Source organism: Sphingomonas sp. LHG3406-1 (assembly GCF_029637485.1).
Taxonomy (GTDB): domain Bacteria; phylum Pseudomonadota; class Alphaproteobacteria; order Sphingomonadales; family Sphingomonadaceae; genus Sphingomicrobium.
Map to the genome: position 1 here is coordinate 453,340 of NZ_CP069128.1, position 18,582 is coordinate 471,921.

Genomic DNA, 18,582 nt, shown 5'->3' on the forward strand with positions numbered 1-18,582 from the left:
CCATGGATCATCAGGACATCGCCTCCGCCCTCGTTCCCATCGTCATCGAACAGTCCAACCGGGGCGAGCGCAGCTTCGACATCTATTCGCGGCTGCTGCGGGAGCGGATCGTCTTCATCACCGGTCCGATCGAGGACCATATGGCCTCGCTGATCGTCGCCCAGTTGCTCTTCCTCGAGTCCGAGAACCCGAAGAAGGACATCTTCATGTACATCAATAGCCCTGGCGGCGTCGTCACCAGCGGTCTCGCGATCCATGACACGATGCAATACATCCGCCCGCGCGTCGGCACCGTCTGCATCGGCCAGGCCGCCTCGATGGGCAGCTTCCTCCTCGCCGCGGGCGAGCCGGGCATGCGCGTCGCCCTGACCAACAGCCGCATCATGATCCATCAGCCGTCGGGCGGCGCCCAGGGCATGGCTTCCGACATCGAGATCCAGGCGCGCGAGATCCTGCGCATGCGCACCCGCCTCAACTCGCTCTACGCCAAGTACACCGGCCAGGAGCTGGAGCGGATCGAGAAGGCGATGGACCGCGACAGCTTCCTCGAAGCCGATGAAGCAAAGGAATTCGGCCTGATCGACGCTGTCTTCGACAAGCGCCCAGACGCCGCCGACATGGAGCAGCTCGGCATGGGCAGCGGCGGTGCGCCGGACGCCTGAGTGGCTCGACTGTCATCGAGAAACGAAAAGGGCGGCTCCAGGGCCGCCCTTCTTGTTTGTGCTAGAAGGCGCTCAGCCCCGTGATCGCACGGCCGAGGATCAGCGCATGCACGTCATGCGTCCCCTCGTAGGTATTCACCGTCTCCAGGTTCAGCGCGTGGCGGATGACCTGATATTCGGCGCTGATGCCGTTGCCGCCGTGCATGTCGCGGGCGATGCGGGCGATATCGAGCGCCTTCCCGCAATTGTTGCGCTTGATCAGGCTGATCATCTCGGGGATCAGCTCGCCTGCCTCCAGCCGCCGGCCGACGCGTAGCGCCGCCTGCAGGCCGAGCGTGATCTCGGTCACCATGTTGGCGAGCTTCAGCTGCACCAGCTGCGTCGCCGCCAGCGGCCGCCCGAACTGATGGCGTTCCAGCGTATATTGCCGCGCGGCATGGAAGCAGGCCTCGGCCGCGCCCATCGAGCCCCAGCCGATGCCGTAGCGGGCACGGTTGAGGCAGCCGAACGGCCCCTTCAGCCCCTCGACGTTCGGAAGCAGCGCCTCCTCGCCGACCTCGACCCCGTCCATCACGATCTCGCCGGTGATCGAGGCGCGCAAGGACAGCTTCTGCTTGACCGCCGGAGCGCTCAGCCCCGTCATGCCCTTCTCGAGGATGAAGCCGCGGATCTTGCCGCCGTGCGCTTCGGACTTCGCCCACACCACGAACACGTCGGCGATCGGCGAGTTGGTGATCCACATCTTGGCGCCGCTCAGGCGGTAGCCATTCTCGGTCTTCTTCGCCGTCGTCCGCATCCCGCCAGGATCGCTTCCCGCGTCCGGCTCGGTGAGGCCGAAGCAACCGACCAGCTCGCCCTTCGCCAGCCCCGGCAGATACTTCATCCTCTGCTCTTCCGAGCCGTAGGCGAAGATCGGGTACATGACGAGCGAGCTCTGGACGCTCATCGCCGAGCGATAGCCCGAGTCCACCCGCTCGACCGCGCGGGCGATCAGACCATAAGCGACATAGCCGAGCCCGGCGCCGCCATATTGCTGCGGAATGGTCGCGCCGAGCAGGCCCAGTTCGCCCATTTCGCGCAAGATCTCGCGATCGAAGCTCTCGTTGAGATAGGCCTCGGTCACGCGCGGCTGCAGCTGCTCCTGCGCATAGCCCTCGGCGGTGTCGCGGACGAGCCGTTCGTCCTCGCTCAGCTGCTCGTCGAGGCCGAACGGATCGCTCCAGTCGAACGGCAGCAGCTTGGGCTCGTGGGCGAGGGCGGGATCGGGGGTTTTCAGCATGGCTGCGCCTTTAGCGCGGCTTTCCCTCCTTCGCCAGCATGGCCTTCAGGCGGTCAGCAGAAGCAGGGCGCCATAGAAACCCGCGCCCGCCACGAAGGCCGAGAAGCGGCTCTTCCGCTCCGCCGGCAATTCCTCCTTCAGCACGTTGAGGATGATCCCGCCGGCGAGGAAGGCGAACAATGCGCTCAGCAGCAGCGGCGACACCTCGGTCGCAAGCCCGAACGCAAAGCCGGCCACCGGCGCCGCCGCAAGCAACCAGCGCCCGATACGATGATAGGTGTGGCCATGCTGCTCGCGCAGCGCGAAATCGTTCACCACGAAATGCAGGCTCATCGCCACGCCATAGATGACGAGGCCGCGAAGATCGGTCTCTTCCCGGTGCACGAGTAGATAGCCGATCAGCACATTGTAGGCCGCGAAGGCGGCGAGATGCGTCCAGAAAACCGCTGCCGGGGCTTCACCGCCCCCTTCCGTCTTGCGCGGCCCGGCGCGCGTCTGGGCGAAGCGCTCGACCCCGTAGAAGACCCCCAGGCCCAGCAGGGCGATCAGATAGGCATGGCTCTCGACCGCACCCAAGATTCCGTTCGCCCGCGCCCCGGCCCCGATGGTTTCCTGATGCTCGGCAAGCTCGGGAAGCAGGTGGATGAACACATAAGCGACCGAAACTCCGCCGGCGCCCGACAGCCAGACGCTTCGCGGCGTGCCCGATAGGATGGTCAGCCGCGCGCCGAAGATATGGACCGAAACGAAGGCGGCCATGATCGCCAGGGTGATGAGCAGGAGAGGGGACACCGGTCCTTCAACGCCTGACGAAGCGGCATTGGTTTCATGACGTCAGCGACTTGCCCGGGCTTTGGTCCAGCCGGAACAGCGAGGGAACGCCTCCGCTGCTCCCGTGTTCGTCTAAGGCGGCCCGGCTCCGGGTGCGCCTGTCCGTATCACCAGCCAACCCCGCGAGGTCTTCCTTGACTCCCGAACTTCTGCGCGCGCTCCGCACCGACCAGCCCTCCGTCGGCATTGCCCCCGATCTGCGGCGGCTGGAAGGACCGGACAGCGAATATGGGCTGCTCAAGGAAGTCCTGCTCGCCTCGCCACGCCACTTGAGCATCGTACCCTGCAACCGGGTCAGCGAGGATGCGCTCGAGCAGGGCCGCAGCAGCTGCAGCGCCAGCGCCAGCCGCCAGCACCGCGCCTTGCTCGAAACTCTCCTCGAGGCCGGGGTCCGCGTCCGCACGGTGCAACCCGCTGCCGGCCTCCCTGATCTTGCCTTCACTCGCGACACCAGCCTGATGACGCCGTGGGGCCTGATTGGCCTTCGTCCCGGCATCGCCCACCGGCGCCGGGAAGTCGACGTGGTGCTCGACGCCGCCTGCGCCGGTGGCATTCCGATCCTCGGGCGGGTCACGGAAGGCTCGGTCGAGGGCGGCGATGTCTGCTTGCTTCGCCCGGGCCACCTGGTCGTCGGCGTATCGGAGGAGCGCACCACCACGCAGGGCGCGCGTGCGCTGGGCCGCTTCTTCGAGCAGCGCGGCTGGACCGTGACCCTGACGCCGGTCGATCCCGACCTCCTGCACCTCGACACGCATTTCTGCGTCATCGACCGTGACATCGCCCTGGCGTGCGTCGAGAAGCTCGATGCCGATTTCGTTCGCAAGCTCGAGCAGCTCGGGATCAGGATCGTCCCCGTCCGCGCGGAGGAGATTGCGTCCCTCGGCTGCAACGTGCTTTCGCTCGGCAATCGCCGCATCATCTCGACTGGCTCCGCGCCACGGGTCGATGAAGAGGTTCGCAAGCTCGGCTTCGAGGTGCTGACCGTGGGCCTTGGCGAATTCACCCAATGTGGCGGCGGTGTCCATTGCCTGACCATGCCGCTGCGGCGCCAGCCGGCAGCGCGTTGAAGGGGCGGGGCGTGCATCGTGCGAACGCCCGGTTTGTTCCCGATGCTCCCAAAAAAATATCTTTATCCCATAATGACTTGACCGGCATCTCCAGCTCGGCTCAGCCCTCCTCCGGCCCTTCGTGACGCGGCCTTGAGGAGGACGATCCTTGCGTACAAAGCTCAATTCCAACGCCATCACCGCTGAAGGCGACCTGCCGACCCTGAACGACATTCGCTACATCGCACCCAATGCGACGGGCACGGCGGCCAACGGCAAGACCGTCCTCAGCGTCGACCAGGCGGTCGCCAACCTCAACCGCACCGGCGCGATCTGGGACGTCGGACCCAATGGCCAGATCACCTATTCCTTCCTCGATAAGGGCTTCACCGGCCTCTACAACAGCCCGAAGGAAACCTATCTCGGCGGCATCGCTGAAGGATTCCTGCCGTTCACCGAGGAACAGCGCGACGCGGCCCGGGAGAGCTTGGCGCTGTGGGACGACCTGATCGCCCCCTCCTTCGTCGAGAAGAACGGACAGGGCGCCGCCGATATCCTGTTCACCAACACGAACACGGGTCCCGGCCAGGCAGCGGCCTTCACGCCCTTCCTCAACGGCGGCTCGGGCAAATATACCAAGATCCAGGGCGACATCTTCGTCAACCAGGATCAGGCCAGCAACTTCGACCTCGACAATGGCGGCTACGGCCAGACCACTCTCGTCCACGAACTCGGCCACGCGATCGGCCTCAGCCATACCGGCGACTATAATGCGTCGGACGATGATAATGGCGACGGCGTCGCCGATCCTATTACTTATGCCGGCGATGCAAAATTCTACCAGGACACCTACCAGTTCTCGATCATGTCCTACTTCAACAGCAGCAACTCGGGCGCGTTCGGCTACGTGAACTGGGCCACCGGCGGCTATTACCAGACCCCGCAGACGCCGATGGTCCACGACATCGCCGCGGTGCAGGCCATGTACGGCGCCGACCTCACCACCCGCACCGGCGACACCATCTACGGCTTCAACTCGACCGCCGACCGCTCGGTCTATGATTTCGCGTCGAACAAGAACCCGTTCCTGTCGATCTATGACGCCGGCGGCAACGACACGCTCGACCTCAGCGGGTTCACCGGCGGCCGGATCACCCTCGACCTTCGCCCCGGCGCGTTCAGCACCGGCTATAATTACGGCGATGCGGCGAGCCTGAATGCGACCTTCGGGACGAGCTTCCCGCAGTCGACCTGGAACCTCATCTACGACGGCCGCACCGGCAATCCGGGCTTCCTGTCCGACAATATCGGGATCGCCTACAACACGATCATCGAGAATGGCCGCACCGGTGCGGGCAACGACGTCCTGCTCGGCAATGATGTCGCCAACCGTCTCGACGCGGGAGCCGGCAGCGACAGCCTCAACGGCGGCAAGGGCAATGACATCCTCATCGGCGGGGCCGGCGCCGACCTGTTCGGGGTCTCCGACCGCGGCGGCATCGACACCATCCTCGATTTCGAGCGTGGCATCGACAAGCTCGACCTGCGCGGCTTCGACCCGAGCGCCGCTGCCGGCGACCAGGCGTTGAGCTGGATCGGCAATGGCGCCTTCACCGGCCAGGCGGGCCAGGTACGCTCCTATGTCGACAATGGCGTCAACATGGTTGCCGGCGACGTCGACGGTGACGGCATCGCCGACTTCCATGTCGTCGTCGGCTCGCAGCCGATCGGCCCCGGCGACATCCTCTTCTAGGATCGCATTCGGAAGGCAAGAGAAGGGCGCCGGCTCGACGTCGGCGCCCTTCTTCACATCTGCGGAAGTTGGCGGATGGGGTGTCCTCCTAACTAGCGTCCTTTTACGTCCGTTTGCGGTCAAATGAAGCCAATCTGCAGAGGGGAGAAGGGCTACACCGCCTGTGTTCTTGTCCCGTTCTATTCCGTTGCGTTCCCACAAAACCGGCTTACAGTTGGGGGAACGGATTTGGGAACGGAGCCGCCACCATGCCTCGCAAGCTCAGCAATGCACTGACTCCTCTTACGGTGAAGAATGCCAAGCCTGGCCGTTATGCGGACGGGGGCGGGCTGCATCTGCTCGTAAAAGAGAGCGGCGCTCGCTCCTGGGTCTATCGCTTCATGCTCAAAGGTCAGTCTCGTGACATAGGCCTAGGAGCAGCCGGGGCTGGAGGGGTGAGCCTCGCTGATGCTCGCGACAAGGCTGCTGCCCTTCGCCTCAAGGTCAAAGCCGGTATCGATCCTCTGCAGGAACGCCAGCAGAAGGCCGCTGAGGCACTTGCAGCGGCTCAGGCTGCCCACGTGGCCTCAGTTACGTTCAAGAGCGCTGCTGAGGCTTACATCAAGGCCAATGAAGGCAGCTGGCGCAATGACAAGCATCGGCAGCAATGGCGCAGCACTCTCGCCAGCTACGTCTACCCGGTCATCGGTGACTTGCCTGTTGCTCAGATTGCTACAGGGCACGTCCTGAGCATCCTCGAGCCTATCTGGCAGCAGAAGCCAGAAACGGCCGGTCGCATCCGTGGCCGCATTGAGCTTGTGCTTGACGCCGCCAAGGCGCGGGGACTGCGAGATGGAGAAAATCCCGCTCGTTTCCGGGGTCACATCGCTCAGATATTACCTGCTCGCCCGCGCCTATCTCGTGGTCATCACAAGGCCATGCCGTACGAGAAAGTGCCAGCGTTTGTCGCCGAGCTTCGCACCCGGCAAGCCACGGCCGCGCTGGCTTTGGAGTTCACAATCCTCACTGCCACTCGCACCAGCGAGGTGCTTGGAGCCACGTGGCAAGAAGTCGATCTTGAGAGGGCCTTGTGGACGGTCCCGGCCGATCGCATGAAGGCAGCAAGAGAGCATCGCATCCCGCTGAGCCCGCGATGCGTGGAGATCCTCGAAGCTCTCAAGCCACGGAGGACGGCGCACCTTTTCCCAGCCGACAAGGGCGGGAAGCTATCGGGCATGGCCATGAACATGCTGCTAAGGCGCATGAAGCAGGACTGCACAGTGCATGGCTTCCGTTCGTCATTCCGCGACTGGGCCGCTGAATGCACGGGGTATCCGCACGAGGTTTGCGAGATGGCCCTTGCTCATACCATTGGGAGTAAGGCTGAAGCAGCGTACCGGCGCGGCGACCTCTTCGAGAAGCGGCGGCGTCTCATGAATGACTGGGCAGCCCTCTGTGACATCGCTCTCTCACCGGCTTCAAACGTAAGCCCCCTGCGTGGAGCTGCTGCGTGAAGCCCTATCGGGCACGCTATACCGTCTCCTACGGAGCGGCGGAGGGTAGCAAACAGCACTGGAAGCAAACCAACGAAGGATGGCCAGAGCCAAACGATTGGATACAGCGCCTCTGTGCATCGCTCGAAGTTCGCTACGGGATTTACGAGCGTGAGCCGGACCCGATTCTGCGCCGGAACAAAGCGGCATCGATGCTCGCAGAGGTACTGAGCTTCCTACATGAGCTGCCGCCGATCCATAATGGGCATGCGCATATGCCTCTCAAAGACCTTCTGCAATTTCTCAACGATCTAGACAGGGGCAGAGCCCCCGCTTGGGCGAAGCCAACGAACTTCGGTGGGACAAGTGCACTCACCACGGCCGAGTCTGAGCTTCGGTTTTGGGTCCACGGGGTTGTGCACGTCATCTGGTCCACGGGGGTGCGAAAAACCGAAGCTTACAAGATCGTCGCTGAGGGACTTACGACACACGGAAGGCGAGGAAAGGACGGGGGTGCAGTTCCGTGGCGCTCCGTGCAGCAATGGTGCATGAAATTGGGGCACCCTTCCGAAACGCCGGTCGGCCGGCGGATCCTGGACTGGTGGCAGGTCATGCACTGCCCTCACGGCTACCTCGTAACGAACTGCGACACAGGCCAATGGAATTTTCCTCAGTGCCGTGATGCAGGGGCGTTGGCACGCCACTTTGCAGATGGCATTTGGAGCCTGCCACACCTTCGCGATCGGTTTTAACCGCCCCATCGGAGCAAACCTGATCAGAGTGCAGGAAGGTCCAGCAGCGTCCGGGCGATCAAGCTTGTGTGCGGCGCTGCAGGACCGAACCAATGGAACGACCAATCGCGGTAACAATCCCAGAGGCAGTCAAGCTCTCGGGGCTGTCGCGCACGGCACTCTACGACGCACTCGGACGCAACGCGATCTCAGCTCGCAAGGCAGGCCGCCGCACTCTGATCTCGTTTGAGGACTTGGAGCGCTACCTGCATAGCCTCCCAGCTTACCGGCCGGAGGCGTGAGCAATGAGCCCAGAAATGCAAAACGCCGGCGATGAGCTCGCCGGGGCTTCGCGCAATCAACTTGGCCGCTGGTTGCATGTTTTCCCTACGGCATCCGAGCGGCGGGCGCAAATGCTTGCCGAGCGCTTCAGCCTCTCACCCTGGCTTGCTCAAGACGTAGCAAACCTCTGCTCCGCGGAGGGCGGCCATGAGTGAGCCGTTCCATAACCATCGTGATGCCGCGCTTGCACTCCTAAGCGGCTGCTCCAAGCTGAGCCGCAAAGCGGGACAGTTCTTAGGGCAGCTTGCAGTCGACCCGATGCCGCTGAGCGAGGCTCAGCTAAGCTGGTTGAACAAGCTTCTCAGCAGAGCCGGGCTGCCTGAGCTTATTGGGGAGGGCGCGTGATGCTCTATCCTGATGCACCGGGCCACCGGAACGTGAGTACGTCAATCAAAGCAGAGATGGATCTCGCACCCAAGCTGGGCAGGCTTCAGCGAATGGCGCAAGAGGCCATTCTTGCGGCCGGTGATAGTGGCCCCACTGCGGACGAGCTTGCTGCAGCGCTCCATGTAAGCCGCTGGACTATCCAGCCTCGAACGAGTGAACTGCGTCGCAAGGGATGCATCCGCGACAGTGGCCAGCCACGGCCAAATGTCACGGGCAAGCATTCTATCGTCTGGATAGCCTCATGACCGCTGCCGTTATGCTCCAGGCGCCTGTCAGCGCCGCGCATGGCGGCAGCTTTGAAACTTCACCCTTTCGCAGATCCGGTGAAGTTTCATTGGCTGTCCCGGGCAGGCCAAAGCAAGGGAAACCGCGCCTTTCCGCAAGTGGCATAAGCCGTGCAGTAAGTAACTCTAACTCTGGTGTGCCAGCCCTTTCGCCTCAGAGCAGTGGCAGAGGCGGTCCGCGCAACAGTGCAAAGCGCGAGAGCTTCGGCCTCACCACGGGGCAAGTTCGCAGTCTACTAGCCGCATCGCGACACGCGCAGACAATTGGGCTGCCGTTCACCCGCATGGTCACCATTCACTGGCAAGCGGCTGGTGTCTCTCTCGAAAGCTTGGCACGAGCGACCGGCCGCTTCGTGGATATGCTCACGAAAGCGCTTCGGCGGCCGTGAGCATGCTTCCCAACTGTAGATCAGGGTGCAGGTAATTTCAGATACTTCATGGCGGACGCGGTCGCGAGGACAAAAGTTAAGCAAGCTAACGCAAACGGCCAGTCACGCCGCATTAGACGCCTAACTCTGCGTAATGCATAATTGATATACCGTGGCATGAACGGCGAATGCCGTATTGATCCAATTGGATCAAGGGAACTTAATTCAGCCAAGCAGAGGGGGTGGCTAGCGCGACCAACCGAATGGTCCGCCCGGCGCATAAAGCCTCGTCAAGCTCGCTGGAGCGCACTCTCCCAAGTTGCCAGAGACCTTAGGCCTGCTAACAGCGCCGCATGCACGACACTGGAACGCCGTACGCCGCCCCTAAGCCATGGGCGTTTGCCCTACTTTTCGTCTTGGTGTGCGCAGTAGCTGCCTTAAACATCGCTCCAGTCGATCCTGGCGGTGACATAACCGACAAGTGGATCATGGTGAGGCACCTCACCGATCCAGTGGGCTGGCCGGGTTGGACACTCGACCATCAAACAGCGAGGTGGGCCCTCAACTTTCCATTCGCACTGATAGTGAGCATCTTCGGACCCACTCTGACGGTGTACTATGGCGTGACAATCGTTACGTTTGGTATCTCTATTTGCCTGCTGTGGTTAATCTGGAACCGCCTTTTCGGTTGGGCAGGAGCAGCACTTCTGCTTTGCGCCTTTGCGCTCAATCCACTTAATTCATGGCTGTACTCCCACTTTCTTTCAGACAACCTGAGCTACCCTTACTTGTTGCTCGGATTCTATTTCTTGATCAGAGGCCCCAGTTCAAAAAATGAAGTGATCTCTGGTGCCTTTTTCTTCCTAGCTTACGCAGCCAAGGTCACGAATCTCTACTTTGTGCCAGGAATTGTGCTCTGGCTATGGTTTCAGCGTGGCCGTACAAGTCCATTGAGGTTCTTAGGGGTCCTTGCTGCGCTCTTCGCAATCGAAACTGCCATATTGTCAGTAATTCTGGGCCGCGTAGTGCCGCTCGGCGTTGTACAAGCTGCGATGGAGAAGCATATCAGCGGCATGTACACGGAGTATGTAGGTTATCGCTGGATAGATACGCTCACCCGTTGGGCACCTGATTCTTCGATGTTCGTCTATACGAAGTTAGGAATGCTCGCCTTCTTTATGGCGGCCCTCGGAACTGGTTTGCTCAAAGCCTTAAGGAAGGGGCCTACGCTGCCTAAGGAGCTTTCCTTGACCCTGGCGATGGGTGTCAGCTTTGGTATCTTTGTTTCGTTTGCCGCAATCTCAGTCGAGCCTTTTAGACCTGTCCAGCCGTTACTAGATCGATACCTCTGGCCGCTGTGGCCTTTCGCTCTCACGTACTGCTTCTGGGTTGGGAGACTAGTTCTCGGCTTGGCCTTATCCCAAAGCACTGAATACAGAACAGCTGCGGTATCGAGAGATGCGCGAAGTAGCGTACAATTCGCTATTGCCATTGCCGCAGTAGCGGCGCTTCTCGTTGGAACAAACGCTTGGGCATACCGGAAGACTTCCGCTCACCGGAACGGTATTCCGTACCCATTTCAGTTAAGCAGCGTAGACCAGTACTATCGGGACATTGCCTTAGCGTCTCAAAGCTGTAGGCCAATAGTGCTTTGGCACCCCAAAACACTTAGAACTTTGGACTCTTTCATCACTCCAGTGGGTGGACCTCGCTGGATCAATGGAATGCAAGTGCAGGAGATGCCTAGGACCGAGTTCCTGAGGAGTTATGCGCCAAAGCTCATCGGAGTCACAGACGAAAACTGGGGCGCGGGTGAGAACGTGTACGTAGTTCGTGGAAGCGGCTGCCCCCTTGACCTCTGCAAGTCACTCATCGTCGGGGAACTGACCTACTCGGAGCAAGCTCAATGCGTCGCACGCTGACAGCCGAGTGACCTCTTTGATGGGGAGCCAAAAAGGGAACGGGGGACCAATTCGGAAAATTGCACAATGATAACAAAGAGGACTGGCGGATGGGGTGGGATTCGAACCCACGGTGAGCTTGCACCCACGGCGGTTTTCAAGACCGCTGCCTTAAACCACTCGGCCACCCATCCACGGCGACGCACATACCGGCTCGAAGACGGTTGCGGTTCAGCTTGGCGCCCGTAGACCTTGGCACGGGTCTGGCGCAAGGCGGCTGAACGGCTGCGACGCTCGGGCGTTGGTCTGGCATGATCGGGGAGGGTAGAAGGCAGGTGGCATTTCGTTGGAGCAGTTCGCTGCTGTGCCTGGCCGCGATCGCACTCACGCCGGCGAGCGCGCGGCAGGAGCGCGATCCGCTCGCCCCCTTGCCCGGCACGCCGGCGCCGCCGGCGCCGGGAACGACCGTCCGCCAGCCCACTCCCGCGGCCCAGCCCGCGCTTCGCCCGGTCGCCGAGATCGCCGCCTCGACCGGCTTCGAAGGCTACAAGCAGCAGCTCGCCGCCCGTGCCCGCGCCGTTGGCGTTCGCGAAGCGACCATCGCCGCCGTCATTCCCTACCTTCGCCTCAACGCCCGCGTCGTCGCGCTCGACCGCCAGCAGCCGGGCGGGCCACCCAACAGCAACGTCATCCCGCCGTTCGCGCCCTACAAGGCGCGGCATGTCACCAGCGACCTCATCAACCGGGGCGCCGCCCGCTTCCGCTCCTACCGCCCGCAGCTCGCCTGGCTCGAGCAGCGCTTCGGGGTCGAGCCGCAGGTGCTGATGGCGATCTTCGGGCATGAGACCAGCTATGGTCGCGTGACCGGCAATTTCGACCTTGCCGAAGTGCTCGCGACGCTTGCCTACGAAGGCCGCCGCCGTGCCTTTTTCGAGGCGGAGTTCATCGCTGCACTCCAGCTTCTCGACCGCGGCACGCCGCGCAGCCGCCTCAAGGGCAGCTGGGCCGGCGCCACCGGCTATCCCCAGTTCATGCCGTCAAACGTCCTGCGCCTCGCCACCGACGGCGATGGCGACCGCGACGCCAACATCTGGGGCAGCGAGATGGACGGCCTTGCCTCGATCGCCGCCTATCTCAACGATGCCGGCTGGAAGCGAGGGGTCCACTGGGGCATTCCGGTCCAGGTGCCCGCGACCCTCAACCGAGCCGCGATCGTTTCCCGTCTCGCCGCGCCCCGCTGCCCCCAGGTCTTCCGCCGCCACAGCCGCTGGATGACCATGCGCGAATGGCGCCAGCTTGGGGTCCGGCCCCTCGGCCAGGTCCTGCCCGAAGGCGAGATGGCGACCCTCATCGAGCCTGACGGTCCCAATGCCACTGCCTATCTCGCGACCGTCAATTACCGCGCGATCCTCGATTACAACTGCTCCAATTTCTACGCCCTTTCGGTCGGGCTCCTTGCCGACCGCGTCGCGGCCGGGGGTTGACCAGGCATTCCCGCCGCCCGGCCGCTGATCCTGCGCTTGCCTGCCCTCGCCCGACCGCAAGAAAAGCCGGATCCCGGGTCAGGCCAAGGATGACGAAGGAAGGCGGGGCCGCTACCAAAGCCCCATGAATCACCCCCGCGTCGCAATCGCCCTGTTCCTCGCCACCACCGCCGGGGGCGCCATCGCCGCCGCGCCGCCGTTCGAGACGCCAGCCCGAGTCGCCTATCTCGTCGACCTCTCCTCGGGAGCCGAACTGCTCGCCAAGGACGCCGACCGGCCCATGCCGCCTGCTTCCATGGCCAAGATGATGACCAGCGAGGTCGCCTTCGAGCTGATCAAGTCGGGCCAGCTTCCGCTCTCGAAGATGTGCACCGTCCGCCCCGAGACCTGGCGCGCCTGGCACAGCCAGGGCTCGACCATGTTCCTTTCCGTGAACGAGAGCGTCAGCGTCGAGAACCTCCTCCACGGCATCGTCACCCTGTCCGGAAACGACGCCTCGGTCGTCCTCGCCGAGTGCATCGCCGGGACCGAGCAGGCCTTCGCCGCCCAGATGAACGCGCTGGCCAAGCGGCTTGGCATGACCAACAGCCGCTTCTGCAACTCGACCGGCTGGCCGGACGAGGGCTGCACCGTCACCACCGCCCGCGACCTCGCCAAGCTCGCCCGCGCCTCGATCGAGCGCCACCCCAAGCTCTACAAGCAATTCTACGGACAGCCGAGCTTCAGCTGGGGCAAGACCCTCGGTTCCGGCCAGAACATCACCCAGGCCAACCGCAACCCGATCCTCGGCCGCGTGTCGGGTGCCGACGGGCTCAAGACCGGCCACACCGAGGAAGCCGGCTACGGCTTCACCGGCTCGGCCGAGCAGAACGGCCGTCGCCTGGTGATGGTGCTGGCCGGACTCGACAGCTTCAACGGCCGTGCCGATGAATCGGTCAAGCTGATGAGTTGGGGCTTCAACGCCTGGCAGTCGCGCCCGCTGGTCGCCGCCAACGCCGCCATCGGCGAGGCGCAGGTCCAGCTCGGCGCTGCCGCCACGGTGCCGCTGGTTGCCCCGCGCGCCATTGCCGTCACCTATCCCGCCGGCGCGGTCGGGGGCGAGCCGAAGCTCAGGATCGCCTACAACGGGCCTATCAAGGCGCCGATCGCCAAGGGCGCCGAAATTGCCCAACTGATCGTCACCACGCCCGACGGTACCGTCCAGCGCATGCCCCTGGTCGCGGCGGAAGCGGTCGAGGAAGCCGGCTTCTTCGGCCGCCTGTGGCTTGGCTTGAAGCAGCTCGTCGGGCTTGCCTGACCAGGTGGCGCGGGGGCGATTCATCACGCTCGAAGGCGGCGAGGGGGTCGGCAAGAGCACCCAGCTTGCCGCACTCGGCGAGGCTCTCCGCGCCCGCGGCATCGATGTCGTCACCACCCGTGAACCCGGCGGCAGCGACGGCGCGGAGGCCATCCGCCGGCTCCTGCTCGAAGGCGGCGAGGAGCGCTGGAGCGCGCCGGCCGAAGCCCTGCTCTTCGCCGCCGCCCGCACCGACCATGTCGACAAGCTCGTCCGCCCTGCTGTCCTTGCCGGGAAATGGGTGATCTCCGACCGCTTCATCGACAGCAGCCTCGCCTATCAGGGCGGCGCGGGCGGTCTCGGCATCGAGGCCGTGCGCGCCATCAACGCCTTCGGGATCGACGGCTGGTTTCCCGACCGCACCCTTCTGCTCCTCCACCCTCAGGGCGCTGAGCGGGCCCGGGCGCGGGACGGTGCCGAGGCCGACCGCATCGGCGGACGGCCCGCCTCCTACCATGACAACGTCGAAGCCGCCTTCCGCGCCATCGCCGCCGCCGAGCCCGACCGGGTCCGACCGGTCGACGCCTCGGGCAGCCCGGAAGACGTCACCGCGCTCCTGCTCGCCGCGCTCGAGGACCTGCTGTGACCATTCTCGGCCAGGACCGCGCCATCGCAGCCTTCCGCGCCGCCATGGACAGCGGCCACCTCCACCATGCCTGGCTGCTCGCCGGCCCACGCGGGGTGGGGAAGGGGAGCTTCGCCCGCGCCGCCGCCCGTCGCGTCCTCGCCGATGCCGCCGGTCCGCGCAGCGATCTTCCCGGCCTTGAAGTCGCCCCCGGCCATCGCATCGCGCACCTGGTGGACGCGGGCAGCCATCCCGACTTCCGCCTCCTCGAGCGGCAGGAATGGGACAAGGGTAGCAAGAAGGGCGAGCTCAGGCGCAACGTCACCATCGACCAGGTCCGGGAAATGGGCGAGCTGTTCGCCCTCGCTCCCTCGTTCAGCGACTGGCGAGTCTGCATCATCGACGCGATGGACGACCTCGAGCGCAACGCCGCCAACGCCTTGCTCAAGCTGCTCGAGGAGCCACCCGGCAAGAGCCTGTTCCTGCTGGTCAGCCACTCGCCCGGCCGGCTTCTTCCCACCATCCGCTCGCGCTGTCGCCGCCTCGACTTCACCGCGCTCGATGACGCGTCGATGGATCGGGTCCTAGCCGAGCAGCAGCCGAAGCTCTCGGCCGCGGATCGTGCCCGCCTTCTGCCGCTTGCCGCCGGGTCGGCCGCTCGCGCCATCGAATTTGCCGAACTCGACCTTGCTCCGCTTGCGGAGGAAGCGCTTGCCATCCTTCGCCATGGCGATCCCGACAACAGCCGCCGCGCGCGCCTTGCCACCAGCCTTGCCCTGAAGGCCGCCGCGCCGCGCTACGCCGCCTTCCTCGAACTGGTCCCGCCACTGGTCGCCGCCGAGGCTCGCCGTGCCGAAGGCGAGCGCCGCAGCCGCGCCGCCGCCGCCTACGCCCAGCTGCGCGAAACGGCGACCTTCGCGCCCCGGCACTCGCTCGACCCGGCCAGCACCATCCTCACCCTCGGCACGATCATGGCAGGGGTCTCCGGCTGATCGCATGCGTTGCAAAGTAGGATATCGGCCGGCAAACTAACCCCATGGGTTGGTCTAGGCTGCCATCGACTGTTTGCGCGCGCTCCAGCTCGTACCGCCGCCCGGTCCCGATTGCCGCAGATACCCCGCCACCGGTGACCTTTGTGACCTTCGTGACCGCAGTACGGAGACAAAGCGGGTCACACTGGCCTCATCGCAACCGCCGCTTCCGAATTCGCCCAAGCTCGCCTAGAGCGACGGGCAATGTCCGAACCCTTCTACATCACCACCGCCATCGCTTACCCGAATGGCCGTCCGCACATCGGCCATGCCTATGAAGCGATCGCCGCCGACGTCATCGCGCGATTTCAGCGCGCGCAGGGCCGGGACGTGCGCCTCGTCACCGGCACCGACGAGCATGGACTCAAGATGGTCCAGACCGCCCGCGGGCAGGGCCGCGACACGCTTGAGTTCGCCGATGAAATGTCGGGCTATTTCCGGCAGATGTGCGACGAACTTTCGATCAGCTACGATGCCTTCGTCCGCACCACTGAGGACCGCCATCACCAGGCCAGCATCGCCCTGTGGAAGGCGATGGAGGCGAATGGCGACCTCTATCTCGACCGCTACGAAGGCTGGTATTCGGTCCGCGATGAGGCCTTCTACGACGAAAAGGAACTGATCGAGGGGGAAGGGGGCGTCAAGCTCTCGCCCCAGAACACGCCGGTCGAATGGACGGTCGAGGAAAGCTGGTTCTTTCGCCTCTCGCGCTACGCCGAGCCGCTGCTGAAGCTCTACGCCGACAATCCCGACTTCATCCGGCCGGAGAGCCGTCGCAATGAAATCGTTCGATTTGTCGAGGGTGGCCTCAAGGATCTGAGCGTCAGCCGGACCAGTTTCGACTGGGGCGTGCCGGTGCCGGGCTCGCCGGGCCATGTCATGTACGTCTGGGTCGACGCGCTTACCACCTACATGACCGGCGTCGGCTTCCCCGACGACCGCGCCAGCTACGACCGCTTCTGGCCGGCCGACCTCCACCTGATCGGCAAGGACATCGTCCGCTTTCACGCCGTCTACTGGCCGGCCTTCCTGATGAGCGCCAGGCTGCCGCTGCCCAAGTCGCTGTTCGGCCACGGCTTCCTCCTCGCCCGCGGCGAAAAGATGTCGAAGAGCCTGGGCAATGTCGTCGACCCGATGGAGCTCGCCCGCACCTACGGCGTCGACAGCCTGCGCTACTTCCTGATGCGCGAAGTCAGCTTCGGCCAGGACGGAAGCTATTCGGACGAAGCCATCGTCACCCGCTGCAATGCCGAGCTCGCCAACAGCTTCGGCAACCTCGCCCAGCGCACCTTCTCGATGATCGTCAAGAACCTGGATGGCGTCGTTCCTGCCGCCGGCGAGGCTCCGGACGACGCGGCCCTCCTCGCCAGGGTCGCGGAAGCCGCGGCCGAAGCGAAGTCCCGCTTTGGCGACTACGATTTCTCGGTCGGCCTCGACGCGTGGATGGCCGCCGTCTTCGCCGCCAATGCCTATGTCGATGCGCAGGCACCCTGGGCGCTGCGCAAGACCGATCCCGACCGCATGGCGCAGGTGCTCGGCACGCTCGCCGCGGCCGTCGAGCAGCTGGCCGTCGTGGTCGAGCCGGTCGTCCCCAACGCGATCGCTCGCCTGCAGGCCTATGTGGAAGAGGGGAGGGCCGCAGGCCGCCTCGCCGCTCCTACGCCCATCTTCCCCCGCCTCGAACTGGTCGACACGCCGGAGTGACCTGAAGCGCGTCTTGCCTGGAGGCGAGTTCCTGTTAACTTCCCGTTGTCCGCTTACCTGGGCCGGTCGGGAATGGGGGCAGGTGTGGCAGCAGGGACTCTCACGGTCGACAGGGGATGGCCGGCGCTGAGCGAGCATCGCCGGCTGCGTTTCCTCACGATCTTCCTGCTCTACGTCGCACAAGGCCTGCCGATCGGCTTCTTCCACTTCGCCGTGCCCGCCTGGATGGCTGCGAACGGCGCCTCCGCCGCGGCGATCGGCACCGTCGCCAGCGCCGCGACCCTGCCGTGGAGTTTGAAGCTCATCAACGGCTTCCTCATGGACCGTTGGGCCTTCCTCGCCATGGGCCGCCGGCGAAGCTGGCTGATCGGTGCCCAATCGCTGATCGTCGTCAGCATGCTCGTCATGGCCATAGTGGGTCCCGGTCCGCAGGCGATCACCCTGCTCGCCGCCTTCGGCTTCGTCGCCAACCTCTTCACCACTATCCAGGATGTCGCGATCGACGGCATGGCGATCGACCTGATCCCGGAAGAGGAGAGGGGACGGGCCAATGGCTTCATGTTCGGCGGCCAGGCGCTGGGCATGGCGATCGGCACCTCGCTGACTGGCTATCTCCTCTACCTCAGCGGCATGGACCTCGCGGCGGCCGCCACCGCACTCATCGTTGCGGCGCCGCTGTCGCTCATCATCCTGCTGCGGGAGAGGCCCGGCGAGCGGCTGATGCCCTGGACACCGGGCCAACCCTCCGACCATGCGCTGGCGCTCCATGCCGGCGCGTGGAAGCCGATCCTCGTCGGCGTCTTCCGCGCCTCCGCCCGCCTACACACCCTGCTGTTCCTTGCTGGAATGATGCTCGCCAACGTGGTCTACGGCCTGTTCATCGGCTTCACGCCTTTGCTTGGCACCAGCGAGGTCGGCTGGAACGACGCGCAGATCAGCGCCCTCACCGGCACCGCCAACCTGGTCGGCGCGGTCGCCGCCATCTTCTTTGTCGGCTGGATCGTCGACCGGGCGGGCGCACGCGCGGTGTCGACCTTCGTGGCCTTGAGCGGGGTCACGCTCGTCGTCGCCATGTTCTCCCTGCGGACAGCCTGGGAGCAGCCGTCGCTCTTCGCCATCTTCGTGATCGGCGTGCTGGTGATCGATACCGCCATCCGCACCAGCAGCTGCGCAGTCGCCATGCGCCTTTGCGACCCCAAGGTCGGCGCAACCCAGTTCGGGCTCTTCATGGCCGCCGGCAATTTCGGCATCACCATCGGCGCGAGCCTGCTCGGCACGCTCGATCGCTGGGCAGGCACGCCGGGAATCGTGTTCGGCATGATCGCCGCTTATGCGGCCGCGACCCTGTGCTTCTTTCTCGCGCGGGTGGGCCGCTGACCAAGAGTGACCTTTTCCGCCTCACGCGT

Annotated in this window: 14 protein-coding genes and 1 tRNA gene; 12 read left to right on the top strand and 3 right to left on the bottom strand. The window is 64.3% G+C overall.

Annotated elements, in window-relative coordinates; translation table 11 throughout:
* Nucleotides 1-2: 2 nt before the first annotated feature.
* Nucleotides 3-662 carry an ATP-dependent Clp endopeptidase proteolytic subunit ClpP gene (clpP, locus tag JOY29_RS02220; protein WP_300974577.1) on the top strand — a complete coding sequence of 220 codons (660 nt, stop codon included), beginning with the start codon at nucleotides 3-5 and terminating at the stop codon, nucleotides 660-662.
* A gap of 61 nt (nucleotides 663-723) precedes the next feature.
* On the opposite strand, the gene JOY29_RS02225 is transcribed toward clpP, so the two are convergent.
* Both JOY29_RS02225 and JOY29_RS02230 read right to left on the bottom strand, forming a co-directional pair.
* The gene (locus tag JOY29_RS02225; protein WP_300974578.1) at nucleotides 724-1,941 is read right to left on the bottom strand and encodes an acyl-CoA dehydrogenase; all 1,218 of its coding nucleotides are present in this window, start codon (nucleotides 1,939-1,941) and stop codon (nucleotides 724-726) included.
* A 45-nt stretch (nucleotides 1,942-1,986) separates the two neighbouring features.
* On the bottom strand, nucleotides 1,987-2,733 hold the full coding sequence (locus tag JOY29_RS02230; RefSeq protein ID WP_300974579.1) for a hypothetical protein: 747 nt from the start codon (nucleotides 2,731-2,733) through the stop codon (nucleotides 1,987-1,989).
* 173 nt (nucleotides 2,734-2,906) lie between these two features.
* Between JOY29_RS02230 and JOY29_RS02235 the strand changes: the two genes are divergently transcribed.
* From JOY29_RS02235 to JOY29_RS02255, 5 genes are all read left to right on the top strand, one after another.
* A complete protein-coding gene (locus tag JOY29_RS02235; protein WP_300974580.1) occupies nucleotides 2,907-3,839 on the top strand; it encodes a dimethylarginine dimethylaminohydrolase family protein in 933 nt (310 codons plus the stop codon).
* Nucleotides 3,840-3,987: 148 nt separating this feature from the next.
* Nucleotides 3,988-5,571 (top strand): M10 family metallopeptidase, encoded by a 1,584-nt coding sequence (locus tag JOY29_RS02240; protein WP_300974581.1) that lies wholly within the window; start codon nucleotides 3,988-3,990, stop codon nucleotides 5,569-5,571.
* A gap of 248 nt (nucleotides 5,572-5,819) precedes the next feature.
* Nucleotides 5,820-7,064, top strand: coding sequence for a site-specific integrase (locus JOY29_RS02245; protein WP_300974582.1), 1,245 nt, complete (start codon nucleotides 5,820-5,822; stop codon nucleotides 7,062-7,064).
* Nucleotides 7,065-7,887: 823 nt separating this feature from the next.
* Nucleotides 7,888-8,076, top strand: a complete 189-nt coding sequence (locus tag JOY29_RS02250) for a helix-turn-helix domain-containing protein (protein WP_300974583.1) — start codon at nucleotides 7,888-7,890, stop codon at nucleotides 8,074-8,076.
* A 1,432-nt stretch (nucleotides 8,077-9,508) separates the two neighbouring features.
* On the top strand, nucleotides 9,509-11,077 hold the full coding sequence (locus tag JOY29_RS02255; protein ID WP_300974584.1) for a glycosyltransferase family 39 protein: 1,569 nt from the start codon (nucleotides 9,509-9,511) through the stop codon (nucleotides 11,075-11,077).
* Between the two features lie 83 nt (nucleotides 11,078-11,160).
* Here JOY29_RS02255 and JOY29_RS02260 read toward each other — a convergent pair.
* Nucleotides 11,161-11,250: transfer RNA gene (locus JOY29_RS02260), tRNA-Ser, on the bottom strand.
* A gap of 324 nt (nucleotides 11,251-11,574) precedes the next feature.
* On the opposite strand from JOY29_RS02260, the gene JOY29_RS02265 reads away from it, so the two are divergent.
* The 6 genes from JOY29_RS02265 to JOY29_RS02290 all read left to right on the top strand — a co-directional run bounded on the left by JOY29_RS02265 (nucleotide 11,575) and on the right by JOY29_RS02290 (nucleotide 18,553).
* Nucleotides 11,575-12,540 carry a lytic transglycosylase domain-containing protein gene (locus tag JOY29_RS02265; RefSeq protein ID WP_300975571.1) on the top strand — a complete coding sequence of 322 codons (966 nt, stop codon included), beginning with the start codon at nucleotides 11,575-11,577 and terminating at the stop codon, nucleotides 12,538-12,540.
* Nucleotides 12,541-12,664: 124 nt separating this feature from the next.
* Nucleotides 12,665-13,837 (top strand): D-alanyl-D-alanine carboxypeptidase family protein, encoded by a 1,173-nt coding sequence (locus tag JOY29_RS02270; RefSeq protein WP_300974585.1) that lies wholly within the window; start codon nucleotides 12,665-12,667, stop codon nucleotides 13,835-13,837.
* 4 nt (nucleotides 13,838-13,841) lie between these two features.
* Complete coding sequence (tmk, locus tag JOY29_RS02275) at nucleotides 13,842-14,462, top strand: dTMP kinase (protein WP_300975572.1); 621 nt, start codon at nucleotides 13,842-13,844, stop codon at nucleotides 14,460-14,462.
* Nucleotides 14,459-15,433, top strand: a complete 975-nt coding sequence (locus JOY29_RS02280) for a DNA polymerase III subunit delta' (protein ID WP_300974586.1) — start codon at nucleotides 14,459-14,461, stop codon at nucleotides 15,431-15,433. The genes tmk and JOY29_RS02280 overlap by 4 nt, the downstream gene beginning before the upstream one ends.
* Nucleotides 15,434-15,625: 192 nt before the next feature.
* Nucleotides 15,626-17,176 carry a methionine--tRNA ligase gene (gene metG, locus JOY29_RS02285; RefSeq protein ID WP_300975573.1) on the top strand — a complete coding sequence of 517 codons (1,551 nt, stop codon included), beginning with the start codon at nucleotides 15,626-15,628 and terminating at the stop codon, nucleotides 17,174-17,176.
* 84 nt (nucleotides 17,177-17,260) lie between these two features.
* Nucleotides 17,261-18,553, top strand: a complete 1,293-nt coding sequence (locus tag JOY29_RS02290; RefSeq protein ID WP_300974587.1) for an MFS transporter — start codon at nucleotides 17,261-17,263, stop codon at nucleotides 18,551-18,553.
* Nucleotides 18,554-18,582: the final 29 nt, after the last annotated feature.